27 protein-coding genes and 3 tRNA genes are annotated in these 26121 nt (G+C 51.1%); 20 read left to right on the top strand and 10 right to left on the bottom strand.

Features of this window, described 5'->3' with window-relative positions; translation table 11 throughout:
* Positions 1–22: 22 nt before the first annotated feature.
* Positions 23–736: a 4'-phosphopantetheinyl transferase superfamily protein gene (locus tag ABLU78_RS23080; RefSeq protein ID WP_048228975.1), complete on the bottom strand. Its 714-nt coding sequence runs from the start codon at positions 734–736 to the stop codon at positions 23–25.
* Between the two features lie 119 nt (positions 737–855).
* Positions 856–931 (bottom strand) — tRNA-Asn (locus tag ABLU78_RS23085).
* Between the two features lie 314 nt (positions 932–1245).
* On the opposite strand from ABLU78_RS23085, the gene nac reads away from it, so the two are divergent.
* The 3 genes from nac to ldtA all read left to right on the top strand — a co-directional run bounded on the left by nac (position 1246) and on the right by ldtA (position 4238).
* The gene (nac, locus tag ABLU78_RS23090; protein WP_015365883.1) at positions 1246–2163 is read left to right on the top strand and encodes a nitrogen assimilation transcriptional regulator NAC; all 918 of its coding nucleotides are present in this window, start codon (positions 1246–1248) and stop codon (positions 2161–2163) included.
* Between the two features lie 106 nt (positions 2164–2269).
* The gene (gene cbl / locus ABLU78_RS23095) at positions 2270–3220 is read left to right on the top strand and encodes an HTH-type transcriptional regulator Cbl (RefSeq protein WP_015705998.1); all 951 of its coding nucleotides are present in this window, start codon (positions 2270–2272) and stop codon (positions 3218–3220) included.
* Positions 3221–3296: 76 nt separating this feature from the next.
* On the top strand, positions 3297–4238 hold the full coding sequence (ldtA, locus tag ABLU78_RS23100; RefSeq protein WP_048228972.1) for a L,D-transpeptidase: 942 nt from the start codon (positions 3297–3299) through the stop codon (positions 4236–4238).
* Positions 4239–4292: 54 nt separating this feature from the next.
* Here the strand turns inward: ldtA and ABLU78_RS23105 are convergent.
* Both ABLU78_RS23105 and mtfA read right to left on the bottom strand, forming a co-directional pair.
* Positions 4293–4368: transfer RNA gene (locus ABLU78_RS23105), tRNA-Asn, on the bottom strand.
* A 100-nt stretch (positions 4369–4468) separates the two neighbouring features.
* A complete protein-coding gene (gene mtfA, locus ABLU78_RS23110) occupies positions 4469–5269 on the bottom strand; it encodes a DgsA anti-repressor MtfA (RefSeq protein ID WP_162866924.1) in 801 nt (266 codons plus the stop codon).
* Positions 5270–5359: 90 nt separating this feature from the next.
* On the opposite strand from mtfA, the gene ABLU78_RS23115 reads away from it, so the two are divergent.
* A tRNA-Ser gene (locus ABLU78_RS23115) sits at positions 5360–5449 on the top strand.
* Between the two features lie 320 nt (positions 5450–5769).
* Here ABLU78_RS23115 and ompC read toward each other — a convergent pair.
* Positions 5770–6912, bottom strand: coding sequence for a porin OmpC (ompC, locus tag ABLU78_RS23120; protein WP_015705989.1), 1143 nt, complete (start codon positions 6910–6912; stop codon positions 5770–5772).
* A 547-nt stretch (positions 6913–7459) separates the two neighbouring features.
* On the opposite strand from ompC, the gene drpB reads away from it, so the two are divergent.
* From drpB to ABLU78_RS23140, 4 genes are read left to right on the top strand one after another with little or no spacing between them, the layout of a single operon-like run.
* Positions 7460–7741, top strand: a complete 282-nt coding sequence (drpB, locus tag ABLU78_RS23125; protein WP_015705988.1) for a cell division protein DrpB — start codon at positions 7460–7462, stop codon at positions 7739–7741.
* 43 nt (positions 7742–7784) lie between these two features.
* Positions 7785–8480, top strand: a complete 696-nt coding sequence (locus tag ABLU78_RS23130; protein WP_045365610.1) for a phosphohydrolase — start codon at positions 7785–7787, stop codon at positions 8478–8480.
* A gap of 57 nt (positions 8481–8537) precedes the next feature.
* Complete coding sequence (locus ABLU78_RS23135; protein ID WP_048228970.1) at positions 8538–9959, top strand: DNA cytosine methyltransferase; 1422 nt, start codon at positions 8538–8540, stop codon at positions 9957–9959.
* Entirely contained in the window at positions 9943–10428 is a 486-nt protein-coding gene (locus ABLU78_RS23140; RefSeq protein WP_348820668.1) for a very short patch repair endonuclease, read from the top strand. Before ABLU78_RS23135 ends, ABLU78_RS23140 begins: the two co-directional genes overlap by 17 nt.
* Here ABLU78_RS23140 and yedA read toward each other — a convergent pair.
* A complete protein-coding gene (yedA, locus tag ABLU78_RS23145) occupies positions 10403–11314 on the bottom strand; it encodes a drug/metabolite exporter YedA (protein ID WP_015365893.1) in 912 nt (303 codons plus the stop codon). The two genes, ABLU78_RS23140 and yedA, sit on opposite strands and share 26 nt — an antisense overlap.
* Before the next feature lie 183 nt (positions 11315–11497).
* On the opposite strand from yedA, the gene ABLU78_RS23150 reads away from it, so the two are divergent.
* The 3 genes from ABLU78_RS23150 (at position 11498) to dgcQ (ending at position 14432) form a co-directional block, all read left to right on the top strand.
* The gene (locus ABLU78_RS23150) at positions 11498–12409 is read left to right on the top strand and encodes a DUF808 family protein (RefSeq protein WP_048228964.1); all 912 of its coding nucleotides are present in this window, start codon (positions 11498–11500) and stop codon (positions 12407–12409) included.
* A 76-nt stretch (positions 12410–12485) separates the two neighbouring features.
* Positions 12486–12665, top strand: coding sequence for a DUF2158 domain-containing protein (locus ABLU78_RS23155; RefSeq protein WP_015365895.1), 180 nt, complete (start codon positions 12486–12488; stop codon positions 12663–12665).
* Positions 12666–12764: 99 nt separating this feature from the next.
* Positions 12765–14432, top strand: coding sequence for a cellulose biosynthesis regulator diguanylate cyclase DgcQ (gene dgcQ, locus ABLU78_RS23160; RefSeq protein WP_015365896.1), 1668 nt, complete (start codon positions 12765–12767; stop codon positions 14430–14432).
* Between the two features lie 326 nt (positions 14433–14758).
* Here the strand turns inward: dgcQ and yodD are convergent, their stop codons facing one another.
* A complete protein-coding gene (gene yodD / locus ABLU78_RS23165; protein ID WP_032705990.1) occupies positions 14759–14986 on the bottom strand; it encodes a YodD family peroxide/acid resistance protein in 228 nt (75 codons plus the stop codon).
* A 134-nt stretch (positions 14987–15120) separates the two neighbouring features.
* Between yodD and dsrB the strand changes: the two genes are divergently transcribed.
* The gene (dsrB, locus tag ABLU78_RS23170) at positions 15121–15309 is read left to right on the top strand and encodes a protein DsrB (protein WP_015365898.1); all 189 of its coding nucleotides are present in this window, start codon (positions 15121–15123) and stop codon (positions 15307–15309) included.
* Between the two features lie 42 nt (positions 15310–15351).
* On the opposite strand, the gene rcsA is transcribed toward dsrB, so the two are convergent.
* Positions 15352–15984, bottom strand: coding sequence for a transcriptional regulator RcsA (gene rcsA / locus ABLU78_RS23175; RefSeq protein ID WP_015365899.1), 633 nt, complete (start codon positions 15982–15984; stop codon positions 15352–15354).
* Between the two features lie 454 nt (positions 15985–16438).
* Here rcsA and yedD point away from each other — a divergent pair, with 454 nt between their 5' ends.
* Positions 16439–16858: a lipoprotein YedD gene (yedD, locus tag ABLU78_RS23180; protein WP_026612265.1), complete on the top strand. Its 420-nt coding sequence runs from the start codon at positions 16439–16441 to the stop codon at positions 16856–16858.
* A gap of 40 nt (positions 16859–16898) precedes the next feature.
* On the opposite strand, the gene amyA is transcribed toward yedD, so the two are convergent.
* Positions 16899–18386 carry an alpha-amylase gene (gene amyA, locus ABLU78_RS23185; protein WP_015705982.1) on the bottom strand — a complete coding sequence of 496 codons (1488 nt, stop codon included), beginning with the start codon at positions 18384–18386 and terminating at the stop codon, positions 16899–16901.
* Positions 18387–18587: 201 nt separating this feature from the next.
* Between amyA and tcyJ the strand changes: the two genes are divergently transcribed.
* The 5 genes from tcyJ to sdiA all read left to right on the top strand — a co-directional run bounded on the left by tcyJ (position 18588) and on the right by sdiA (position 22860).
* On the top strand, positions 18588–19388 hold the full coding sequence (tcyJ, locus tag ABLU78_RS23190; protein ID WP_015365902.1) for a cystine ABC transporter substrate-binding protein: 801 nt from the start codon (positions 18588–18590) through the stop codon (positions 19386–19388).
* Between the two features lie 94 nt (positions 19389–19482).
* Entirely contained in the window at positions 19483–20469 is a 987-nt protein-coding gene (dcyD, locus tag ABLU78_RS23195; protein ID WP_048228958.1) for a D-cysteine desulfhydrase, read from the top strand.
* Positions 20470–20484: 15 nt separating this feature from the next.
* The gene (gene tcyL / locus ABLU78_RS23200) at positions 20485–21153 is read left to right on the top strand and encodes a cystine ABC transporter permease (RefSeq protein ID WP_015705981.1); all 669 of its coding nucleotides are present in this window, start codon (positions 20485–20487) and stop codon (positions 21151–21153) included.
* The gene (tcyN, locus tag ABLU78_RS23205; RefSeq protein ID WP_048228956.1) at positions 21150–21902 is read left to right on the top strand and encodes an L-cystine ABC transporter ATP-binding protein TcyN; all 753 of its coding nucleotides are present in this window, start codon (positions 21150–21152) and stop codon (positions 21900–21902) included. Before tcyL ends, tcyN begins: the two co-directional genes overlap by 4 nt.
* Before the next feature lie 235 nt (positions 21903–22137).
* Complete coding sequence (sdiA, locus tag ABLU78_RS23210; protein ID WP_020078446.1) at positions 22138–22860, top strand: transcriptional regulator SdiA; 723 nt, start codon at positions 22138–22140, stop codon at positions 22858–22860.
* A 68-nt stretch (positions 22861–22928) separates the two neighbouring features.
* Here the strand turns inward: sdiA and ABLU78_RS23215 are convergent, their stop codons facing one another.
* Entirely contained in the window at positions 22929–23153 is a 225-nt protein-coding gene (locus ABLU78_RS23215; RefSeq protein WP_015365908.1) for a DUF2594 family protein, read from the bottom strand.
* 465 nt (positions 23154–23618) lie between these two features.
* On the opposite strand from ABLU78_RS23215, the gene uvrY reads away from it, so the two are divergent.
* Both uvrY and uvrC read left to right on the top strand, forming a co-directional pair.
* On the top strand, positions 23619–24275 hold the full coding sequence (gene uvrY / locus ABLU78_RS23220) for a UvrY/SirA/GacA family response regulator transcription factor (RefSeq protein WP_015705978.1): 657 nt from the start codon (positions 23619–23621) through the stop codon (positions 24273–24275).
* Positions 24272–26104 carry an excinuclease ABC subunit UvrC gene (gene uvrC / locus ABLU78_RS23225; protein ID WP_015705977.1) on the top strand — a complete coding sequence of 611 codons (1833 nt, stop codon included), beginning with the start codon at positions 24272–24274 and terminating at the stop codon, positions 26102–26104. Before uvrY ends, uvrC begins: the two co-directional genes overlap by 4 nt.
* Positions 26105–26121 lie beyond the last annotated feature (17 nt).

Here is a 26121-nt window from a genome sequence, read left to right on the forward strand (position 1 = left end):
CCCGAAGGGGCGAAATGAACAGCTAGCACAGGCAGGTAAGAACGGTGCCTTCACTGAAGTGATATTCGCCGCTGAACGGGCTACCTGCGGGAAAGGCGTCGCTGAGCGTTTTATTGAGGTGTAACGTGAAATGCTGTTTTGCTGGGTCGAGTGCGACTATGGCGGCGGCATCAAAATCAAACATCTGCTGTACGCGCGGATATAGTGCTTTGAACAGGCTCTCTTTGGCTGAGAAAGCCAGCAGCAGTGCCCACTCCATATCCAGCCCACAACAGGAAAGCAGCGTCTGTTCCGTTCTCGAGACAAACATATCGGCGCTTTCCAGCATGACCCCCGGTTGCAGATGCTCGATATCGACCCCGGGATACCGGCCGTTGGCTTCTGCGATAACCACCGCGATGGCGGTATCTTCGCTGTGCGAGACGCTTCCTCGCCAGCCTGCCGGCCAAACTGGCGCGCGATCGGCGGCGCTTAACACCGGCTCTAAGCAGCCGGCTTGTCGCAGTAAATAGTGCGCACAGTAGCGCCCGGCCAGATATTCGGCTTTACGTTTTACGACGGCGCCCGCAAGAGCAGAAGGGAACGGGACGGCGTATTGGTTGAAAAGTGCGTCCTGTAATTGTGTCCTGGCGAAATGTACCCGACAAAATTTTAACGCCGGGTCAGCGCGAAGATAGCCGCACTCGGCATGCTGAATAAAAGGTAAATCGCGGAAGGTGTCGGTAACGATAAACATGCAGGATCATCTGGTGAAACGAACGATGACGCTACCTTAACGCAAGTGATAATCAAAGCAGAAGGTGTATAAAGCAAATAAAAGCAAAAAGCCTGCTCGAAAGCAGGCTTTTCTAAATTTGGCTCCTCTGACTGGACTCGAACCAGTGACATACGGATTAACAGTCCGCCGTTCTACCGACTGAACTACAGAGGAATCGTGTGAACGGGGCGCATATTATCGATGACTTAGGGTGTTGTCAAAGGCTGAATCGCCATAAAGCGTTCGACTGCTGACAATTTCAACAATCAAAACCCTTTTAGAGTAAACGCCAGCGGAAATGCACCGAAATGGTGCATTTATACCCCTAATGGGGCATATCATGCGCTCATGGAAGCCAGCAGTATTATCACTAACCCTTATTTTACCGCGCCAGCAGGGCGGTGAGCGGCTACGTAAAACCTGGCAAGCATCTTGCAAAATCCCTGTAACTTAATGGCCAGTAGTGGCATTCCCTTACAGGAGGCAAAATGAACTTAAGACGACTGAAGTATTTTGTGAAAATCGTCGATATCGGCAGTCTGACCCAGGCCGCTGAAGTCTTGCATATCGCACAACCGGCGCTGAGTCAGCAGGTAGCGACCCTGGAAGGTGAACTGGAGCAGAAACTGCTGATCCGCACCAAACGAGGCGTTACGCCAACCGAAGCGGGGAAAATTCTCTATACCCACGCGCGAACCATTTTGCGTCAGTGTGAACAGGCGCATCTGGCGGTACATAATGTGGGCCAGACGCTGAGCGGGCAGGTGGCGATTGGCCTTGCACCGGGAACGGCTGCTTCGGCGATCACCATGCCGTTGCTGCAGACCGTGCGTAATGAGCTTCCCGAGGTCAACGTCTATCTGCAGGAATGTAGCGGCAGCGTTTTAAATGACAAGCTGCTTGGCGGCCAACTGGATATGGCGGTGTTGTACGAACGTTCGCCGGTAGCGGGAGTGGTCAGCCAGCCGTTGCTAAAAGAGGATTTGTATCTGGTCGGCACGCAAAACTGCCCGGGACAAAGCGTTGATCTCTCTGCGGTGGCGGAGATGAGTCTGTTTTTACCGCGTGACTATAGCGCTGTCTGTGCCAGGGTGACGGAAGCCTTTACCTTACGCCGCCTGTCGGCAAAAGTGATCGGCGAGATCGAATCCATCACTACATTAACTGCCGCTATCGCCAGTGGAATGGGCGTTACCGTACTGCCGGAATCGGCGGCGCGCTCGCTGTGTGCTACGGCAAATGGCTGGATGGCGCGCATCAGCACCCCGTCGATGAGCCTGTCGCTCTCACTGAATACCTCGGCGCGCGGCGGTTTATCTCCTCAGGCTCAGGCGGTCAAAGATATCCTGCTGTCGCTGGTCAGCCGTCCTTCGTTGGAGAATCGTGAATTACAGCTGGTCAGTTAGGTTATATTCTTTTAAGGAATAAGTTGCTGGTTTTTATTATTTGTTTGCCGGGTAAACAGACTTTAACAATAGACATCATGTTATGTCTGAAGACCTGGGGGAAAAGGTGAATTTCCAGCAACTAAAAATTATTCGCGAGGCGGCCCGTCGGGATTACAACCTGACGGAAGTCGCTAATATGCTGTACACCTCGCAATCTGGCGTCAGCCGCCATATTCGTGAGCTGGAAGAAGAGCTGGGGATAGAAATCTTTATCCGCCGCGGTAAGCGTCTTCTGGGGATGACCGAACCCGGTAAAGCGCTGCTTTCCATTGCCGAAAGGATCCTCAACGAGGCCAGCAATGTTCGCCGGCTGGCCGATCTTTTTACCAATGACGCTTCAGGCGTATTAACTATTGCCACCACGCATACTCAGGCGCGTTATAGCCTACCGCCGGTAATTAAAGCTTTTCGCGAACTTTTCCCCGAAGTGCGGTTGGAACTGGTGCAAGGGACGCCGCAGGAAATCGAGGCGTTGTTGCACAACGGCGGGGCGGATATTGGTATCGCCAGCGAGCGCTTAAGTAACGACCCGACGCTGGTGGCATTCCCCTGGTTTCGCTGGCACCACAGTCTGTTAGTGCCAAAAGATCATCCACTGATTGAGGTTACGCCGCTCACGCTCGAGGCTATTGCGCGCTGGCCGTTAATTACCTACCGTCAGGGGATCACCGGGCGCTCGCGTATTGATGAAGCTTTCACCCGTAAAGGGCTGATGCCGGATATCGTCCTCAGCGCCCAGGATTCGGATGTGATCAAAACTTACGTGGAGCTGGGCTTGGGCGTGGGGCTGGTGGCGGAGCAATCCGGCGATGCTCGCGAAGCGGATACCTTTACCCGGCTGGAAACACGCCATCTCTTTGATGCCAATACCGTTTGGTTGGGGCTCAAACGCGGTCAGTTACAACGTAACTACGTCTGGCGCTTCATTGAACTGTGCAATGCTGGACTATCGCTGGATGAGATTAAGCGCCAGGCGATGGAGCCGGAGGAAGTGGCGATCGATTATCAAATCTGAGTGCGGCCAGCGGGCAAGCGGGAGGCGACAAAGCAGCTATAATTCATTCACGTGAGTCGCGACTGAGGAAGGGAAAATGATGGTGCGGCATATGAAGTTGCTTTGCTCTCTGGTGATGATGTTGGCCAGCCACAGCGCATTGGCGGTAAGTTATCCGTTGCCGCCGGAAGGGAGTCGTCTGGTTGGCAGCCCGATGAAAATTAACGTGCCCGAGCGTAATACCCAACCGCTGGAAACCTTTGCCGCGCAGTACGGGCAGGGGCTGAGCAATATGCTGGAGGCTAACCCCGGCGTCGATGTCTATCTGCCCAAATCGGGAAGCTCGTTGATTATCCCACAGCAATTGATCCTGCCTGCTACTGTACGTAGCGGTATCGTGATAAACGTCGCCGAGATGCGGCTTTATTATTATCCGCCTGAGGGCACTACCGTCGAGGTGTTACCGATCGGTATCGGTCAGGCGGGGCGCGAGACGCCGCGTAATTGGGTGACGGCGGTGGAACGTAAGCAGGAAGGGCCTACCTGGGTGCCGACGGCGAATACCCGTCGCGAGTATGCCAAAGAAGGTAAAACCCTGCCGGCGATGGTGCCCGCCGGGCCAGATAATCCGATGGGGCTGTATGCTATCTATATTGGCAGGTTGTATGCCATTCATGGAACGAATGCCAATTTTGGCATTGGCCTGCGGGTGAGCCAAGGCTGTATTCGCCTGCGCAACGATGACATCAAATACCTGTTCGATAATGTGCCCGTTGGTACGCGAGTACAGATTATCGATCAGCCGGTAAAATACACGACTGAACCGGACGGTAGCCGCTGGCTGGAAGTGCATGAACCGTTATCGCGTAATCGCGCTGAATTTCAGTCAGACCGTAAAGTACCGCTGCCATATACCCCGGCAATCCGTGAGTTTGTACAGGGCGCGGGCGTGAATGTCGGGCGCGCGGATTCAGCGTTACAGAGGCGCTCCGGGATGCCGGTGAATATTAGTCGTTCAGCGGTAGAAAGCAGTTTTTAACTGGCGTGGATGTTAAAAAGCAAAAAGCCTGCTCGAAAGCAGGCTTTTTAAATTTGGCTCCTCTGACTGGACTCGAACCAGTGACATACGGATTAACAGTCCGCCGTTCTACCGACTGAACTACAGAGGAATCGTGTGAACGAGGCGCATAGTAATGGCCTCGCATTTTAGTGTCAACACTAAATTTAACCAGCTGATTCAATTGGCGATATTTAGTTCAAAGCGGGTTTTTAATGAACAACGCGCGCGTCGTCTTCATCCAGTAGATCGTTTTCCCGTAAACGCTGTAGCGGATCCTGACGATAGAACTGGCAGAACCGCTGCCATAGCGCCGGGAAGCGAGGAGCGAATAGCTCCGGTGCGCTAAAGAAATATTCTGAGAGCACCGCAAAGCACTCAGCCGGATCGGTTGCCGCATAGGCATCAATGCTGGCGGCGCTTTCGCCGACCAGATCGATTTCATCCTGAATGTTGTTCATCGCTGCATGCAGGTCGTGTTCCCAACCAGCGACTTCACGCAAGGGAATAAAAGGGACGCCGCTGGCGCGATCGCCGTTACGTGAATCCAGTTTATGCGCGACCTCGTGCACCACCAGGTTAAAACCTGAGGCATCGAAAGAGTCCTGAATATCTAACCAGTTAAGGATAATGGGACCCTGCTGCCAGCTTTGCCCGGATTGCACAACGCGTTGATTATGCACCAGGCCGATGTCATCTTCCCATTCGTCATCGACGACGAAGGGCGCTGGGTAGATCAGGACTTCATGGAAGCCATCTAACCACTCAAGGCCAAGCTCCAGCACCGGCAGACAAAAGAGTAGGGCGACACGCGCGCTATGTAATGGGGTTAACTCAAATCCCTGTAGCGGCACCAGACGCTTTTGCTGTAAAAAACGTGCTGCCATTTGGCACAGTTGCTGCTGTTCCTGATGAGTGAGGTTTGCTAAAACCGGAATGGCAACCGCTTGTTCCCACGGGATTTCGCCATTGCCTGTCTGTTCTTCTGCTTTCCACGGCCATTTAAACATCATATCGCTCGCAAAGTCGTCACTTGAACTCAATTTAAGGGACTGGAGCTATTAAAATGCCAAAGAACCTGGCATTATAGCAACCTCAACAGCGGAGAGATGCCGGAGCGGCTGAACGGACCGGTCTCGAAAACCGGAGTAGGGGCAACTCTACCGGGGGTTCAAATCCCCCTCTCTCCGCCACTATTCAATCACTTACGCTTATCCTTTTCAGTGATGCATATCCCGCTGAGACAATCCCTTTACAAAAAAGCATAGCGCTGAAGCAGACAAGGGCGCCAAAGAATCTTCTCATTTTCTGACTCAGACCAGGACTAAATTTCAGCGTTTCCGCTCTCGTGCGCTCGCGAGTATCCCTTCCGCTGCTGAAGTGCTATTGAGCCACTTCCTTGGCGAAATTTAAATGAATTCAGTGAATTGATGCCGACGTCGCGCGAGGCAGTATTGGCTGACCGTTAAAATAAAAAAGCCTGCGCGTGGCAGGCTTTGGTCATGAGGGGATCTTAGAACTGGTAGACCAGACCCAGCGCGACAACGTCATCGGTGGCGATGCCGTTTGCGCGGTAGAAGTAGTCATCTTCGTCCAGCAGGTTGATTTTGTAATCAACATAGGTGGACATGTTTTTGTTGAAGTAGTAAGTCATACCCACATCAACGTATTTAACCAGGTCTTTGTCGCCGCTGTTGTACAGGTCTTTACCTTTAGACTGCAGATATGCAACGGATGGGCGCAGCGGTAAACCGTAATCATCGAACTGATACTGGGCAACGACTTCGAAGTTCTGCGTCTTGTTGGCAATACCGCCGCCGAGATAGCTGGTGGATTTACCGAAGGAGGTCATGTTGCGGGTTTCCGCGTACATCGCTGCCAGGTAGATGTTGTTAGCATCGTATTTCGCGCCTACGGTCCAGGCATCGGCTTTATCGCCGCCGGCGTATGCGCTGCTGGCAGAGGCAGCCACCTGATTGTTGGTACGATCGGAAGAAGCATATGCCGCGCCGAAGCTGATGCCCATACCGAAATCGTAGGAAGTAGAGATACCGAAGCCGTCGCCATTTTCACGCGCCAGTTTACGATCGCCACCGTTATTGGTGCCTTCGCCAGAACCCGCGTTTTCGTTATTACCCTGATACTGCAGGGCAAAGTTCAGACCATCTACCAGGCCGAAGAAATCGCTGTTGCGGTAGGTCGCCACGCCGTTGGTACGGCCGAGCATGAAGACGTCAGTTTGGGTGTAGGTATCGCCGCCGAATTCCGGCAGCACATCGGTCCAGGCTTCAACATCATAAATAACGCCGTAGTTGCGGCCGTAGTCCAGTGAACCGTAATCAGCAAATTTCAGACCCGCGAAACCCAGACGAGTCCAGGAGTTAGCGCCTTCACCTTCAGTGGTGTTAGCCTGAATATTGTATTCCCACTGGCCGTAGCCGGTCAGCTGATCGTTGATCTGTGTTTCGCCTTTCAGGCCGAAACGTACGTAGGTTTGGTCGCCATCTTCAGAAGCATCGTCAGTGAAATAGTGCAGGCCGTCAACTTTTCCGTAGAGGTCCAGTTTATTGCCGTTTTTATTATAAATTTCCGCAGAGTGCGCCGCGCCTGCTGCTAATAACGCTGGCAGCATAATAGCCAATACTTTTCTTTTCATTATGTATTCCCTTTAATCATAATTAATATGAATTGTCTAATTCCCTGTGGAATGACAAATCGATACTAGCCGCTTAAGTTCATTTTTAATTAAATAAAAAATGTAATAAAAGTATATTAAAATATTTCAAAATATTTATTTTATATTCAATATATGTATTTTCTATTTTTTGGGTAATGAATATTTCCGTGGCTTATTAGTGACTTATTATGGTTGTTGATACTAAAGGTTTTTTAATTTTTTATGATAATGATATGTGTATTGTAAATGGCATAATAATATCATCGGTTATAAAGTGATAAGTCATCATTTGAAATAATTTTGTTTGATAACGAACATTGCTGAATTTCAGCAAATCGTCTTATTTAAAAGCATGAACACAGCCGTAATATATAGGGGAGTACCGCTCCTGCGTTCACGGATGTCCAAAAGCGCTCAGTACTACACTCATGCTTCCAGATAAGCATGATAATTGTATAATGTGATTTGCGTCACAAATGTGTGGTTGACGATGATGCGTTGTGGTTGATGTATGGAGAAGGATTTAATGGACACGAAAGCGAAACGGGGGCCCGTTGGAAAGCTGGCGTTATGGGCTTTTTACGCTTTTTGCGCTTACTTTGTGTGGGCGATGGTACGGTACTGGTGGATAGTGGGGCGGATTCAAAGTGTTCCCGGCGCCAGCATTGATGGTGAATGGGGATCAACGGCGGGCAAATGGATTGGCGCGCTGCTGGGTTTTTTGGTGCTGGGGGCAGTGGGGTTAATCCTTGGGGCGATAGCCTGGTACACGCGTCCCCCTATTCAGGTACATGAACAGCGCGATTAAAGTTGCTATGCTCGTGGCTAGTCCCAGGCATCAGGAAACGCTCATGTTATTAGCTGAATGGCAACAACGATTTGAAAACTGGTTAAATACGCATCATGCACAGGAAGATGCGGCGCATGACATTTCGCACTTTCGCCGCGTCTGGAGTACCGCGCAGCAACTGGTCGACGAGAGCGGCGCTGACGAGTTGGTTATCCTGACGGCCTGCTACTTTCACGATATTGTCAGCCTGGCTAAAAACCATCCTCAACGTCATCATTCTTCACGCATGGCGGCGCAGAAAACGCGGTCTATCCTGCAAAGCGCTTTCCCCGACTTTCCAGACGACCGTTATCCTGCTGTTATGCATGCCATTGAAGCGCATAGCTTTAGTGCGGCTATACTGCCACAAAGCGTAGAGGCAAAAATTGTCCAGGATGCAGATCGTCTGGAAGCTTTGGGCGCAATTGGCCTGGCCCGTGTCTTTGCCGTTTCAGGCGCGCTAAACACGATTTTGTTTGATGCTAACGACCCCTTTGCTGACCAGCGCGATCTTGATGACAAGAAATATGCTCTCGACCATTTCCAGAGCAAATTGCTCCGTCTGCCTGAGACCATGCAAACGGAGCAGGGAAGAGCCTTGGCGGTGCATAACGCCCAATTTCTGGTGCAATTTATGGCGAAGCTGAGCGCCGAACTGCGTGGCGACCCGTTGTCGTTGGATGAAGCGGTTTTACGCCGCTTTGCGCCAGCGGTTTAAATCCGTTGCGACTATTTGTGGTACTCTCTGCAAAAATTGTCCGTGCTGGTTGAGGTTATGCCGCAAAATTTATCCCAAGAAAACCTCCTGTCTTTACCGTCAGGGGAACACGCGCAGGCGTTGTTGCGCCAGTTGATGACGATATATGATGTCAAAACCCTGGTCGCACAGCTGGTCGCGGTTGGCGACCAGCACTGGAGCCCGGCGATACTCAAACGGGTGGCGACGGTGAGCCGTGCGGCAAGTAGATTGACTAACGCGGAGTGCGCTCATCTGGCGAGCCTGTTACCGGCCCCGCCGCGCCATCATCCGGACTATGCCTTTCGTTTTATCGATCTCTTCGCCGGCATCGGCGGCATTCGTCACGGCTTTGAAGCTATTGGTGGGCAGTGCGTATTTACCAGCGAGTGGAATAAACACGCCGTACGTACCTATAAAGCTAACTGGTATTGCGATCCGCAAGAGCACAGCTTTAACGCCGATATCCGCGAAATCACTCTCAGCCAGCGCGCCGATATCAGTGATGAAGAGGCGGCGAAGTCTATCCGTGAGGCGATCCCGCAACATGATGTACTGCTCGCGGGCTTCCCCTGTCAGCCTTTTTCGCTCGCGGGAGTATCCAAGAAAAATGCCATGGGGCGCGCTCATGGTTTTGCCTGTGAAACTCAGGGAACGCTGTTTTTTGATGTCGTTAGAATTATTGCCGCCCGCCGTCCGCCGATCTTCGTGCTGGAAAACGTCAAGAATCTGAAGAGCCACGATCAAGGAAGAACCTTCCGTATTATCATGCAGACGCTGGATGAACTAGGCTATGAGGTGGCGGATGCCGATCATGCGGGCGTCGATGATCCAAAAGTGATCGATGGGCGTCATTTCTTACCCCAACACCGTGAGCGTATCGTGCTGGTGGGTTTCCGTCGCGATTTACAATTGCATGAAGGATTTACGCTGCGCGATATCGCCAGCCTGTACCCGCCGCAGCGGCCGACCTTTGGCGAGTTATTGGATCCTACCGTCGATGCTAAATTCATCCTGACGCCGGTTTTATGGAAATATCTCTACCGTTACGCGCGTAAACACCAGGCGCGTGGCAACGGTTTTGGCTACGGTCTGGTCGACCCGACCAATCCAGGCAGCGTTGCGCGAACGCTTTCGGCGCGCTACTACAAAGATGGCGCTGAGATTCTGGTCGATCGCGGTTGGGATAAGCCATTGGGCGAAAAGCACTTTGACGATCCACAAAATCAACAGCGCCGCCCGCGGCGTTTAACGCCGCGTGAATGCGCACGGTTGATGGGGTTCGAAGCCCCGGGAGAATACCGTTTTCGTATTCCGGTTTCCGATACCCAGGCCTATCGCCAGTTCGGCAACTCGGTGATTGTTCCGGTGTTTGCCGCGGTAGCGAAGCTGCTGGTGCCGCGAATTTCCGAGGCGGTAAAGCGGCGCGTTGCAGGAGATAGCGATGGCGGACGTTCATGATAAGGCCACCCGTAGTAAAAATATGCGCGCTATTGCGACCCGCGATACGGCAATTGAGAAGCGGCTGGCGGCGCTGCTAACGCAGGCCGGATTCACTTTTCGCGTTCAGGAGGCATCGCTACCGGGGCGGCCTGATTTTCTGCTGTCTGACTACCGCTGCGTTATTTTCACCCATGGCTGCTTTTGGCATCATCATCACTGTTATCTGTTTAAAGTACCGGCGACCCGTACCGATTTCTGGCTGAAAAAAATTGGCGCTAACGTGCAGCGCGATCGCCGCGACCTGGTGATGTTGTTAGCACAAGGCTGGCGGGTGCTGATTGTCTGGGAGTGCGCGCTCCGCGGGCGGCAGAAATTAAGCGATGAGGCTTTATGCGATCGTATGGAGGAGTGGATCTGCGGCGGTGGAAATTGCGCGCAGATCGACACTCAGGGCATTGGTTTTATCGATCCGATTGACAAGGCGTAACGGTGGAGCGGGCAGGGAAGAGATATTTACCCAGCGTCACCAACACGACCGCGAAAATAATCACCGCCAGCGCCAGCCATTCGATAAATGAGAGACTTTCGCCGCCAAATCCGGTCCCCAGCAGCACGGCGACAACCGGATTGACATAGGCATAGCTGGTAGCAACCGCCGGCGTTACGTTACGTATCAGATACATATAGGCGTTGATGGCGATAAGCGAGCCAAAAATGGCCAGATACGCAACGGCAAATATTCCAGACCAGGAGGGCATTTGAGCGAGTTTTTCGCCTGAGAACCAGGATGCTGCGGAAAGCACCATCCCTGCCGCCAGCATTTCAATAGCACCCGCCATCATCCCGGTTGGTAATTCAATACGGGAACCGTAAACCGAGCCAAACGCCCAGCTCAGGGAACCAATCAGAATCAGCAATGCGCCCCAGGGATTGCCACTGAGGTTGCCGCCGCTATTGAGCATCACTATTCCCGCCAGACCGATCGCAATACCGAACCATTCCAGCTTGCGCGTAGCAATGCCAAAAAAACGGCTGAAGCAGAGCGTAAACAGCGGTACGGTGGCGACCATCACCGCTGCGATGCCTGATGGTACATGCTGATGTTCTGCAAGGGTGACGAAGCCATTGCCGACGGCAAGCAACAGGATGCCTATTAGGGCCGCATTAAGTAGCGGCCGGCGGGCCGGGAGTTTATGGCCGGTGGCCAGTAAATAGATAAGCAACACGCCGCCGGCAGAGAGAAAGCGGATCCCGGCCATCATCAACGGCGGCCAGCTGGCAACGCCAATAGCGATAGCAAAATAGGTTGAACCCCAAATGATATACAGCGCAAACAGCGCGCCGATAAGGGGTAACAGCTGACGGGTAGACATACTTCCTCGCGACGAAAAGAGATAGAAAGGGAACATATAGTTAACGTGAAAACTAACGTGCTGGCGAGCGCTTTCAATGTGCTTTTTTTGTTATATTTTTGTTGACTAATGACATCTCTGGGCGAGAGGGCACTTTTGCCTCATACTCTATGTTTCATAAACAGAAATTGAAGGAAGCACATTTTGGCGGGAAGTAGTCTTTTAACCTTATTGGACGATATTGCCACGCTGCTGGACGATATCTCCGTCATGGGAAAACTGGCGGCCAAGAAAACGGCTGGCGTACTGGGCGATGATCTTTCTCTCAATGCGCAGCAGGTCACAGGCGTAAGAGCTAACCGCGAGCTCCCGGTGGTATGGGGAGTGGCAAAAGGCTCGTTCCTGAATAAAGTGATTCTGGTGCCGCTGGCGTTACTCATCAGCGCCTTTATTCCCTGGGCCATTACGCCGCTATTGATGCTGGGCGGCGCATTTCTCTGCTTTGAAGGCTTTGAAAAAGTGCTGCATAACCTGCACGCGCGCAAGAATAAGGAGGATCCGAAATTGCGCCAGCAGCGGCTGGAAACGCTTGCAGCCCAGGATCCGCAGGCCTTTGAGCGCGATAAAGTAAAAGGGGCGATCCGTACCGACTTTATCTTATCAGCCGAAATCGTCGCGATTACCCTGGGTATTGTAGCTGATGCGCCATTGCTTAATCAGATCCTGATTTTATCCGGCATCGCCATTCTCGTGACCGTTGGGGTTTATGGCCTGGTGGGCGTCATTGTTAAGCTCGATGACATGGGATATTGGCTGGCGGAGAAGAAAAGCGCACTGACGCAGTGGGTTGGAAAAGCGCTCCTGGCCATCGCGCCGCGATTGATGAAAATTCTGACTTTCGTCGGTACCCTGGCGATGTTTCTGGTTGGCGGCGGTATCGTGGTTCACGGCGTAGCGCCGCTGCATCATTTCATCGAGAATTTTGCCCATGGGCTAAGCGGAATGCTGGCATCCACATTGCCTGTGGCCGCTAATCTGGTGCTAGGATTTATCATTGGCGCTATCGTCTTTGGCGTCGTTAAAGCTATCACCGCGTTACGCGGTAAAGCGAAATAAATCCCTGCGCCGGCTACGCAAAATGGGCCGGGGTCGTCTAAGGTGAAACAGTTTCTTCCTGATACCGGAGGCAAAAATGGTCTTGTTGGTCAGTGATGAAGTCAGACGAAAAAACGGCGGGCCGCGAATGGTCGTCACCGGCATTGCCGACGATATGGTCGAGTGCCGGTGGTATGACGGACAGGTCGTACAGCGTGAAGCCTTCCGTGAAGATGAGTTGGTCCGCGGCGAAGGGCAACATTCGCAGCATAATTAGATGTGCAGCGCCCGCTGGTGCGGGCGCTTTTAATATTGATTACGTTCGGACAAGGAGCGTTGATGTTGTTGGTTTCTTTGACCGTACTGCGAGTAAATAATGGATAAGCCGCTCTGGCCAAAAAAGTTTCATCGCCTCTTCAATCCGGGGCGAGTGGTCAATATCTGTTTCATCGTGGTGCTGTTCTTTTCAACGTTGCTCATCTGGCGAGAAATCCGCGTACTGGAAGAAGCCTACGTCGCCAACCAACGTAATAATCTTGAGAACGTGGCCCATGAAATGGATGGGCTGTTGCAATTTAATCTCAATCGTCTGCTCTTTTTTCGCAACAGCATGCAATCAGCACTGGAGAATCCGCTGGATTTCGCCATTCTGCGCCGGGCCGAACAGGAGTACATCAGTAAACGTCATGATCCCATCTGGTCAGTCGAGCTAAACAACCGGCGTACTCTGACGGTATACGGGGTTTCAGATTCTTTTGTCGACGCTGATGATCTGTTGTCGCGTAATAATCCTCAGGCCAGCAATGAACTGATGGCTACCCTTGAGCTGGGCTATCTTCTGCGTTTGACCAATAACAACAGAATTTTCAGCGAGCGTATGTCCTACGTTTCTCGCAGCGGGTTTTATACCACTACCGATGCCCCGCGCAGTTCCAGCCAGGTGCTGGCGCAGTTCTCGCGAGATACGGGGTCAGCATGGTTTATGCGGCAAACCCAGCGTGATAATCCAGGGCGAGGGATCCTCTGGCAAACGACTCAACAAGAAGACGGGTATACGCAACCGCAGGTGGTTACGGCCTCGATCCCTCTTGATTATGAGCACTACTGGCTGGGGGTGCTGGCGATGGATTTTTCCATCCGCGACCTGCAGAATTTTCTGGTCAGTGCGGTAAAAGGAGGGCAAATGGGCGAGTATCAACTGTATGACAAGCAGCTCAATTTGCTCGCCTCTTCGGCGCCGGATGATGTCCTGACGCCGCTCTCGCCAAAGGAACAAGAACAACTTCGTTATGCGTTGACCAATGATAACCATGGCGGCATACGTCAGTTAACTCGCTATATCAGTTGGGAAAAGATCCGCAACTTTGACGGCGTACTGTTGCATATTCATACTTTGAAGGAAGGAGTGCGTGGTGATTTCGGGACGATTTCCATCGCACTGACCCTGATGTGGTTAATGTTTACCCTCATGTTGATTGTGTCGTGGGGGGTTATTCGCCGTATGGTCATCAACATGAGCGTGTTGCAGGCGTCCCTTGAGTGGCAGGCCTGGCATGACGCATTAACGCGGCTGCTAAATCGCGGCGCTCTGTTTGAACGGGCGATCGCGGCGGCCCGAAGCTGCCGGCGGAATAATCAACCGATATCCGTCATACAGCTGGATCTGGATTATTTTAAAGGCATCAATGATAAACATGGTCACCAGGCAGGGGACCGTGTTTTGACGTTGGTTGGCAGTACTATTATGGGACAGATTCGCGAGCAGGATATTGCCGGACGCGTTGGTGGTGAAGAGTTCTGTATCGTTCTACCCAATACCCAACTGCCGCAAGCGCGTGCGATTGCTGAGCGTATTCGTCTGCGTATCCATAGCCGGGAGATATTGTTGCACAATAGCGTTAGTTTGCGGATCAGCGCCTCGCTGGGGATCAGTAGTAGCGAGACATCAGATGAGTTTAACTTTGAGGAGCTGCAGTCGATTGCCGATCATCGCCTGTATCTGGCAAAGCAGAATGGACGTAATCGGGTTTGTTCGGCTGGGTAGGGCCTGGTAATGTGAGGATGCTCACCTTTATTGCCGCGTTGTTGCTCTTCGGTATGGGAAAATTCTTAAAAAATGCATGGCGCAAGCATACCGTTCGTAAAAGAACGATAACAGGCAAGCCTTGTCGCGCCTGGGTTATTAAATAGGTTGTACATATAAGCCGCATTTCTCAATAATTCTCATCATGAATACTTCTTGTCATGCAAAATAATTGAGGATAATGTCTTCCATGCATCGGATTTCCCGGTGTAACGAATTTTCAAGTGCTTCTTGCATTAGCAAGTTTGATCCCGACTCCTGCGAGTCGGGATTTTTTTCACCTGAGCTTAGCGATTGGCTTCAGTAACGCTAAAGTCATGAATATCAAGCTCAAAGGCTTCGGCCAGCTCGCGCCATGTGTGTTCATCACGGCCATCGATACTGACATGATGCGGATCATCTTCACTACGATGTACTTCGCTTTCGCTAATCTCATTGATCGCCGCCAGCAGGGCATCGACATTAACGTCAATCCCGTCGGTATTCATCACACCGTGGTCTTTAGCGGATTTCATCATCACTACCTCGCTCGGCTCTGAAAGGGCCTCTTTAAGTATAGACGGTCTATAAAAACGCCAGTTGCGCTGGCTGAACGCTGCGTGAAGTCAGCTTTTGTTCTACACTGGCTCAAAACGAGAGGAGGCGAGTTATGCAGGTAAACGATCGTGTCACGGTAAAGACCGACGGTGGCCCACGTCGATCGGGGGTAGTACTGGCAATTGAGTCGTTTAGTGAAGGAACCATGTATCTTGTAGCGCTGGAAGATTACCCGCTGGGGATCTGGTTTTTCAATGAAGTGGGGCACCCGGACGGCATCTTTGTTGAGAAAGCAGAGTAGGCCCCCATTCAGAAACTGGCGGTAATCGCCGCCAGTTTGCCATCAGCGCATATTGACGTAAATGCCGGAAGTAATGTTTTCAGCCAACCGAACAATGTGGTAAATCACCTGTTTATTGTGTGTCTGGATTTTTTTCTTAATATTACCTTTATGTGACGAAACGGTTTTTGCTTTGATATTCATCTGCCTGGAAATATGTGAAGTAGCGTGGCCGGCCATCCACATTTGCAGCATATTCGATTCGGCCTGACTGAGCGATAGAGTGGGAATGCGGGTGCGTAATTGGTTTAGATTATTGGCGCTATCGGTCTGCAGATAATTACCCAGTATGTTATCAAGGTCTTTCGGCGTAAGGGATTTTGAGCTGATAAGTAAATTCTTGCGTACAAGTAAATAGTGATCAAAATGGATGTTGGCCAGCGACATAAAAATAACAAATAGAGTATCGGGGTAGGTGGTAATGATGTCGCGGATAAGTTGATTGCTCTCTTCGTGATGTATAAAACAGTCTTCGTTGAGAAACACAACCGCCGGACGCAGCGATTCGCAGCGCTCTTTCAAACTCTGTGCGCTACGCACCTCAATGATATCGCGCTTCTTTATTCCCCGGCTTGCCAGATATCCGGTTAAACCTAGCCGGGTATAGCTGCACAAATCCATGATAATCGTTGACATGACCCATCCTCAATCAACACGTAACGATAATTCATCTGGCCCAGGCCGTGTGATGAAGTCCATTTTTGTAACACCTGACTTTATGCGGAAAGCATTAGCCAAGCTAAACTATTCGCTAATAATACTCATAATTTGCCAGGAATATTCTCAAAGTAAAGCCATAGAAAAAGAATAAACAGACCCTGACAGTAATAATGCCCGGTGTCGCGGCATGTCGTCGCCAGAATTGTAATTTATTTTCGGATTATCCTTATGGAGGAGCAGCCTATTAAATTGGCGTTGGCTGTATTCTATTCAAAAAATGCATTTGTCATTCAGGTTTCATACAACTAATAATAATCGGTAAGAATAAATGCTGAGATTGACGGCGAAGCTAAGCAACGGGAGCATCGCGCAGGGGTGGCGGCCTTAACGCTTTAATGCCACAATACTTTTTTATCGGTTTGTGGGATGGATGATGAAAAAGATTGTTATGGCTGGCGCGCTGCTTACCCTGGCCGGATGCGTTCAGGTTGATACCTATGAGGCGGTGGTCAAAGCGCCGGCGCCGGCAGGGCTGGAAGGGTTCTGGCAATCGAAGGGACCGCAGAGCGCAATGGTAAGTCCTGAGGCGATTGCGACGTTTATCGTTACCAAAGACGGAGATACTCTCGATTGCCGTCAGTGGCAGCGGGTAATTGCTGAGCCGGGAAAATTAATGAACCGCGACAATCAGGTTTATAATGTGACCAGCAGCCTCGATATTTATCCTATTGAACGTACTGGAAACACGCTGGAATACGATCGAATGACGTTAACCCGTGTTGAACGCTTAACGCCGGAATGCGAGCAGGCCTGGAAAAAGAACCAGACGGCGAGTACGACCGCGCAGTAATCGATGTTGGCGGACCGGCTATAAAGCCAGCCCGCTGACCTCAAAGCACCTCTTCAATCACCCACACGCTTACGCTGCCTGCATTACAGGTGAATACGGCATTGCCCTCGTCATCAGTCTCAATAACCTCTTGTCGATTATTGAGAAAATCCTTCCAGCGTTTATTGGCATAATTCTCGCCAAGCGGTAACGTTTTCTCGCCATCGTCGCCGTTGGAGAGCACCACTACGCAGCCAGGATGTTCATCGGTGCCGCTGCGGCTGAAGGCGATACAGTTAGGATGATCGAACCACAGCGTTTGTACGCCGTGGGCGAAACGCTGACGCGCATCGATGAGTTCGTGAAGCTGCTCGATAACCGGCATCTCGATGGAGTATGTCTGGCCATCTCCGCCGGTATCTTCATAACTTGCGCCAAACAGGTCGGCGTAAAATACCGAGGGAACACCGTTTTCACGCAGTAAAATCAGCGCATAGGCTAATGGCTTAAACCAGGCCTCGACCGGCGCTTCCAGCGCCTGAAGCGGTTGGGTGTCATGATTTGTGACCAACGTGACCGCATGGAATGGGTCGGCTTCCACCAGCGTCCCGGTGAAGATTTGACTCATGTCGTAATCGCGGCCCTGACGCGAGGCTTCATGGAATTTCATCTGCAGCGGCGCATCAAACAGCATGGTATTACCGTCAACAAGGTCGATGTACTGCTGTAGCTTATCCACCTCGTGTGACCAGTATTCGGCAACAATAAATAGCGGTTTATCGGTGGCCCCCTGCACATGCTCAATCCACTCTTTATAAAACCATGCCGGAATATGTTTGACGGCATCCAGGCGGAAACCATCGCAGCCGGTCTGTTCAATGACCCAGCGGGCCCAATATTTTATCTCTTCGGTCACGGCATGGTTACGGAAATCGATATTTTCGCCCATGAGATAATCGAAGTTGCCCATTTCATCGTCGACCTGATCGTTCCAGCCATCGCCGGTGTAGTCATTAACAACTTTGAATACGCCATCTTCATCGGGATTTTCGATATGGTCGATACCGCTAAAACATTTATAGTCCCAGATAAATTGTGAATATTTGCCACCGCGGCCCGGAAAGGTATAGCGGGTCCAGGCTTCACATTCGATGATTTCTTCCGCGATTTGCGTGCGGTCCTGTTCATCAACGCGTTGTACGCGGATGCGTTCTTTCTCATCGGCGCCCATCTTGTGGTTTACGACGACATCAAGAAGTACGGCAATTTGATGTTCTTTTAGCGCATTAATCGCCGCTAACAGCTGAGCTTTATCGCCGTATTTGGTGGCAACCGATCCTTTCTGATCGAATTCACCGAGGTCGAAAAGATCGTAACTATCGTAGCCAACTGAATAACCGCCGGAAGCGCCCTTATAGGCGGGCGGCAACCAAATCATATTAATGCCAATTTCATTGAGATTTGGCGCAAGGGCTTCTACTTCCCGCCATAACTCGCCACCTTCCGGGTAATACCAGTGAAAACATTGCAACAACGTGGGATTTTTCATCTTCCATGCTCCTGGCGTCATCAAGCTGACCTTTGCAGTATGGGAGATAACTGGCAAATATGAATAATTTCGTTGCTTTTTCGCTATACCCTAAATGGCCGCATATATAATAAATTGGCATAAGATGTAGCGGATAGATGTTGGTAGGCTGCTGCTAAACGCCTTACACTACACGAAAATCTCATTATATTCGGGGTATCTATGAAATTAGCACTTCTGGGTCGTCAGGCGCTGATGGGCGCAATGGCCGTAGCATTGATGGCTGGTGTAAGCGTGAAAACCTTCGCCGCTGAAAATCTGCTTAATCAGGTCAAAGAGCGCGGCACGCTACGCGTTGGCCTGGAAGGTACATACCCGCCGTTTAGTTATCAAGGCGATGATGGCAAATTGACCGGTTTTGAAGTTGAGTTTGCCAATGAACTGGCGAAACACATCGGGGTGAAAGCAGACCTCAAACCCACCAAATGGGACGGCATGCTGGCTTCTCTTGATTCTAAACGTATTGATGTGGTGATTAACCAGGTCACTATTTCCGACCAGCGTAAGAAAAAATACGACTTCTCCACCCCTTATACTATTTCTGGTGTTCAGGCGCTGGTGAAAAAGGGTAACGAAGGCGTGATTAAAACCGCGGCGGACCTGAAAGGTAAAAAAGTCGGCGTTGGTCTGGGTACCAATTATGAAGAGTGGTTGCGCCAGAACGTACAGGGCGTTGATATCCGCACCTATGATGATGACCCGACAAAATATCAGGACCTGCGCGTAGGCCGTATTGACGCCATTTTGGTTGACCGTCTGGCAGCGTTGGATTTGGTCAAGAAAACGAACAACACTCTGGCTGTAACCGGTGAAGCATTCTCCCGTCAGGAGTCCGGGGTGGCGTTACGTAAAGGAAATGAAGATCTGCTGAAAGCGGTGGACACCGCTATTGCAGATATGCAGAAAGATGGCAGCCTGAAGGCGCTTTCAGAAAAATGGTTTGGTGCTGACGTCACTAAGTAACGTCTGAAGATGAAAAAAGGCGCTGATAACGGCGCCTTTTTTTATTTCGCCAGCAACTGCGTGCATAATAAGGATAACTGAGTCTGGAGGTGCCATGTCACTACAAAATTTAACGCGTTTTCCGCGCCTGGAGTTTATTGGCGCGCCGACGCCGCTGGAATATCTACCACGCCTGTCCGATCATCTCGGACGGGATATTTTTATAAAACGCGATGATGTCACCCCCATGGCGATGGGAGGAAATAAACTGCGTAAGCTGGAGTTCCTCGCCGCCGATGCGCTGCGCGAGGGCGCTGATACGCTGATCACCGCAGGGGCGATTCAATCGAACCATGTGCGCCAGACGGCAGCCGTGGCTGCGAAACTGGGGTTGCACTGCGTCGCGTTGTTGGAAAATCCGATAGGCACGCGTGCTGAAAATTATCTGACCAACGGTAATCGCCTGCTGCTGGATCTGTTCAATACTCAGGTTGAGATGTGTGATGCATTAACCGATCCCAACGCGCAGCTTGAAGAGCTGGCGACACGTATTGAAGCTCAGGGATACCGTCCATATGTCATTCCGGTCGGCGGATCTAACGCCCTTGGCGCGTTAGGTTATGTCGAAAGCGCACTGGAAATCGCCCAGCAATGTGAAGGCGCGGTGGAGATCTCTTCGGTAGTGGTTGCCTCCGGTAGCGCGGGTACTCATGCCGGGTTGGCGGTAGGCCTGGAACAGCTGATGCCAAATGCAGAATTAATAGGGGTGACCGTGTCACGTAGCGTTGCCGACCAGTTGCCTAAGGTGGTGACGCTGCAGCAGGCCGTTGCCAACAGTCTTGAGCTGCAGGCCAAAGCGGAGATTACCTTGTGGGATGATTATTTTGCTCCCGGATACGGTACGCCCAATGAAGAAGGCATGAAAGCGGTGAAACTGCTGGCGCAGCTGGAAGGTATCCTGCTGGATCCGGTTTATACCGGAAAGGCCATGGCCGGGCTGATTGACGGCATTAATCAGAACCGCTTTAAGGATGAGGGGCCGATTCTGTTTATCCATACCGGTGGCGCGCCCGCGCTGTTTGCTTATCATCCGCACGTCTAATGCAGAATAAATCGAATGCAAGAAAGTATCCAACTGGTCATTGACTCCGCGCCTTACCTGTTAAAGGGCGCAGTTTTTACGTTACAACTGAGCATCGGTGGTATGTTCTTCGGCCTGCTGCTGGGATTTATCCTCGCACTGATGCGCATGTCGTCAATCTGGCCGGTCAGATGGCTGGCGCGGATGTATATCTCTATTTTCCGCGGCACCCCGCTGATTGCCCAACTGTTCATGATCTATTACGGTTTGCCGCAGTTCGGCATTGAGCTGGATCCGATTCCGGCGGCGATGATTGGCCTGTCATTGAATACAGCGGCCTATGCGGCGGAAACGCTGCGCGCGGCGATTGCCTCTATAGACAAAGGGCAGTGGGAAGCCGCCGCCAGTATCGGCATGACGCCGTGGCAGACTTTGCGTCGGGCTATTTTACCGCAGGCTGCCCGCGTGGCGCTGCCGCCGCTCTCTAACAGCTTTATCAGCCTTGTCAAAGATACTTCGCTGGCGGCGACGATTCAGGTACCGGAACTGTTCCGCCAGGCACAGTTAATTACCTCACGTACGCTGGAAGTATTTACGATGTATCTGGCCGCCTCGCTGATCTATTGGGTGATGGCGACCGTACTATCCACCTTGCAGAATTATTTTGAAAATCAGCTGAATCGCCAGGAGCGTGATCCAAAATGAGTGCGATTGAAGTCAAAAAACTGGTGAAAAAATTCCACGGGCAGACCGTGCTGCACGGTATCGATCTCGAGGTTCAGGAAGGGGAGGTCGTGGCGATTATCGGCCCGAGCGGCTCTGGTAAAACCACGCTGTTGCGCAGCATTAACCTGCTTGAACACCCCGAAAGCGGTACCATTCGCGTAGGCGATGTGACTATCGATACTTCGCGTAGTATTGGCCAGCAAAAAGGGTTGATCCGCCGTCTGCGACAGCATGTTGGCTTTGTGTTCCAGAACTTCAATCTTTTCCCGCATCGTACGGTGCTGGAAAATATTATTGAAGGGCCGGTTATCGTCAAAGGCGAAGATAAGAACGAGGCCATTCCTCTGGCGCGTGAACTGCTGGCAAAGGTAGGGTTGTCGGGAAAAGAGAATAGCTATCCGCGTCGTTTATCCGGCGGGCAGCAGCAGCGTGTGGCGATTGCCCGCGCGTTAGCAATGCGCCCGGATGTTATTCTTTTTGATGAGCCAACTTCTGCATTGGATCCAGAGTTAGTGGGCGAGGTACTCAACACCATCCGTCAACTGGCGCAGGAAAAGCGCACCATGGTTATTGTCACCCATGAGATGAGTTTCGCTCGCGATGTCGCCGACCGCGCCATTTTCATGGATCAGGGGCGTATCGTCGAACAAGGTAAGGCCAGAGAGCTATTTGCTAACCCGCAGCAACCTCGTACGCGCCAGTTCCTCGAAAAATTTCTCATGCAGTAACACTTCTCTCTCATCGTGGTCCTCACAATTGGCTGGGGGCCGCGATCGGACAACCTGCCAATCACCGCCGTTGCTGGCGAGGCAGAACATATTTTCTTCCTTAGTTCGATAAATAATCGTCAGCGAAAATCGAATAATGCGATGGCTACGTTATTTTATACATATAAATAAGATTTATGTGTTAGTTTTATGTATTTATAATAATGATTATCAATCAGGGGTTATTTGGTAGGTTATGAGGGACATTGATTTTTTCAGCTGGCGGCGGGAAATGCTGCAACAATTCCAGTCAACTCATGATGGGGATTCGGTTTATAACCTTCTCCAACAGCAAACAGAAGAACTGGAATACGACTACTACGCACTCTGTGTGCGCCATCCGGTGCCTTTTACACGCCCGAAACTGACGTTGCAATCAACTTATCCTCAGGCCTGGATGTCACATTATCAGGCGGAGAATTATTTTGCTATTGATCCGGTATTACGCAGAGAAAATTTTCTTCGTGGACATCTACCATGGAATGACCAGCTTTTTTGCGAGACCCCAGAATTGTGGAATGGCGCGCGCGATCATGGTTTAAATAAAGGCGTGACGCAGTGTCTGACCTTGCCAAATCATGCGTTGGGCTTCTTATCGGTTTCTGCTAAAAATGCGCAGCCGGGTCCGTATCACGAGGACGAATTAGAGTTACGTCTAAGAACGCTGACCGAGCTTAGCCTGCTGGCGTTGCTGCGGCTGGAGGATGAAATGGTGATGCCGCCGGAGATGAAGTTTAGCCGGCGCGAGCTGGAGATCCTAAAATGGACCGCAGAAGGAAAGACCTCGGCAGAGGTGGCGATGATATTGTCTATTTCAGAAAATACGGTCAATTTTCATCAGAAGAATATGCAGCGGAAATTTAACGCCCCTAACAAAACGCAAATTGCCTGTTATGCCGTCGCAACAGGATTAATTTGAGCGAATCGCTCGTTCTGCGTGTCAGACGTGAAACCGGCTGTCAGCGATCGCTTTCAGCCGGTCCTTTCTTACTGACGGTAAGCTTGTTTAATTTGCTTAACGGTGCTGGAGAATACGGCAGCCTGAGCCTCATCTTCCATCTGCGCGATTTGCTTTTCCATTTTAATAATCACGCGGCCAGCATCTGCCTGACCCATAGCCTGAAGCATTAGCGTCAGCAGGGCTTTCAGGCAGGAGACTTCCTGCGCCAACTGTTGATTATTTTCTGCAGTGGAAAAATCTGGTGTGCTCATCGATATCCTCGTTTGCTATCAGCGCTGTCGCGCAATACTAAATGTTAAGGCGGCGCAGTATACCACAAGCGGTAGAAAAAAAAGGAGCGCGTGATTTGTGTTGCTGATGTTGCGCGCTGAGCGGTTAAATTTACTGAATAATATCTGTTCATCTAAGTGCTCATCGTTAATATTTTCCGCCGCTTTTGGCGGAAGTTAATTATTGTTACATCTTTCGAATCCTATTAATCCGCAACCCGTTCTGTTGCTTTTTTTGCGCCTTCTGTAGGGTGAATGTTAAAAAAGAAACATAATCCAACTATATGTTCTGTATAGGTTTCCACCTGGTGTGGAGACAAATTGCCATAAATGGGAGGGAAATCTTCTTCAGGACACTTTTTGGGCTTTTAAAGTTACGATAAAACCCGGTAATATATGGGAGATAAACTATCAGTAGCGTTATCCCTAATTCTGGAGATTATTCCTTTGATCAACGTACTTCTTGTTGATGACCACGAACTAGTGCGCGCAGGGATACGACGCATTCTGGAAGATATAAAAGGGATTAAAGTTGTCGGTGAGGCCTGCTGCGGCGAGGATGCCGTTAAGTGGTGCCGTGCGAATCCTGTGGACGTCGTCCTGATGGATATGAACATGCCTGGTATTGGGGGGCTTGAAGCGACGCGAAAAATCGCGCGCTCCATTGTCGATACCAAAGTGATCATGTTGACCGTGCATACTGAAAATCCGCTGCCTGCGAAGGTCATGCAGGCTGGCGCCGCCGGTTACTTAAGTAAAGGTGCTGCCCCGCAGGAAGTGGTAAATGCGATTCGTTGTGTTGCTTCGGGTCAACGTTATATCGCTTCCGATATCGCCCAACAGATGGCGCTCAGTCAGATTGAACCGGAAAAAACGGAATCACCGTTTGCCAGTTTGTCTGAACGTGAGTTGCAGATTATGCTGATGATCACTAAGGGCCAAAAGGTCAATGAGATCTCAGAACAGTTAAATCTGAGTCCCAAGACGGTGAATAGCTATCGTTATCGAATGTTCAGCAAATTAAACATTCATGGCGATGTGGAGCTAACTCACCTGGCAATTCGCCATGGCCTGTGCAATGCGGAGTCGTTAGCAAGTCAGTGAGTGATGTTTTTGACGCAAAAGCTTTCCTCAAGACGGTGACCAGCCAACCGGGCGTCTATCGTATGTATGATGCTGGTGGTACCGTCATTTATGTTGGCAAAGCAAAAGATCTGAAAAAGCGCCTTAGCAGCTATTTTCGCAGCAACCTGGCTTCGCGTAAAACCGAGGCTCTGGTGGCGTTGATCGCGCAAATTGACGTGACCGTTACCCATACCGAAACGGAAGCGCTGCTGCTTGAGCATAACTACATCAAGCTGTATCAACCGCGTTATAACGTGCTGCTGCGTGACGATAAATCCTATCCCTTTATTTTCCTCAGCGGCGATACCCATCCACGACTGGCGATGCACCGTGGCGCTAAACACGCCAAAGGCGAATATTTTGGCCCATTCCCTAACGGCTATGCCGTTCGCGAAACGCTCGCGCTGCTGCAAAAAATTTTCCCCATTCGCCAATGTGAAAATAGCGTCTACCGCAATCGCTCTCGTCCCTGTCTGCAATATCAAATTGGCCGTTGTTTAGGACCGTGCGTCGCCGGACTGGTAAGTGAAGAAGAGTACCAGCAGCAGGTAGAATACGTGCGGCTGTTTCTCGCCGGGAAAGACGATCAGGTATTGACGCAACTGATTGCCCGGATGGAAAAGGCCAGCCAGGCGCTTGAATTTGAAGAAGCCGCCCGCATCCGCGATCAGATCCAGGCGGTACGTCGGGTGACGGAGAAACAGTTCGTTTCCAATAATGGTGACGATCTGGATGTTATCGGCGTGGCTTTTGATGCCGGAATGGCCTGCGTGCATGTGCTGTTTATTCGCCAGGGTAAGGTTCTCGGTAGCCGCAGTTATTTCCCGAAAGTTCCGGGTGGCACTGAGTTGGGTGAGGTAGTGGAAACCTTTGTGGGGCAGTTCTATCTACAGGGCAGCCAGATGCGAACCTTACCGGGGGAAATTTTACTCGATTTCAACTTGAGCGATAAAACCCTGCTTGCGGATTCGTTGTCCGAGCTGGCCGGTCGTCGGGTGAATGTGCAGACTAAACCCCGCGGAGACCGCGCGCGTTATCTGAAGCTGGCGCGCACCAACGCCGCCGTTGCGCTTACTACCAAACTGTCGCAACAATCAACGGTCAGCCAACGTCTGCAGGCTCTGGCGACACTACTTAAGCTGCCGGCGGTGACGCGGATGGAGTGCTTTGATATCAGCCATACCATGGGGGAGCAAACCGTCGCATCCTGCGTGGTGTTCGATAGCAATGGTCCGCTACGGGCGGAATACCGTCGCTACAATATTACCGGTATTACCCCTGGTGATGATTACGCGGCCATGAATCAGGTATTACGACGCCGGTACGGTAAAGCAATTGAAGAGAATAAAATCCCGGACGTTATCCTGATAGACGGCGGTAAGGGCCAGCTTGGTCAGGCCAAAGCCGTGTTTGCCGAACTGGATGTGCCATGGGATAAAAATCATCCGCTACTGCTGGGGGTGGCGAAGGGGAGCGATCGTAAAGCCGGGTTGGAGACGTTATTCTTTGAGCCAGAAGGTGAGGGCTTTAGTCTGCCGCCGGATTCTCCTGCTCTGCATGTTATCCAGCACATTCGCGACGAATCCCACGATCACGCTATCTCTGGGCATCGTAAAAAACGGGCGAAGGTGAAAAGTACCAGTACACTTGAGACGATTGAAGGTGTTGGCCCGAAACGTCGACAGATGTTGTTGAAATATATGGGGGGTCTGCAGGGGTTGCAGAAAGCCAGCGTAGAGGAAATTGCACAAGTACCGGGTATATCTCACGGACTGGCAGAAAAGATCTACTACTCGTTGAAACATTAGGGGCTCTGTAGCACCAT

It is taken from the genome of Klebsiella sp. JN_Kp122, assembly GCF_040062085.1.
Classification (GTDB): Bacteria; Pseudomonadota; Gammaproteobacteria; order Enterobacterales; family Enterobacteriaceae; genus Klebsiella; species Klebsiella aerogenes.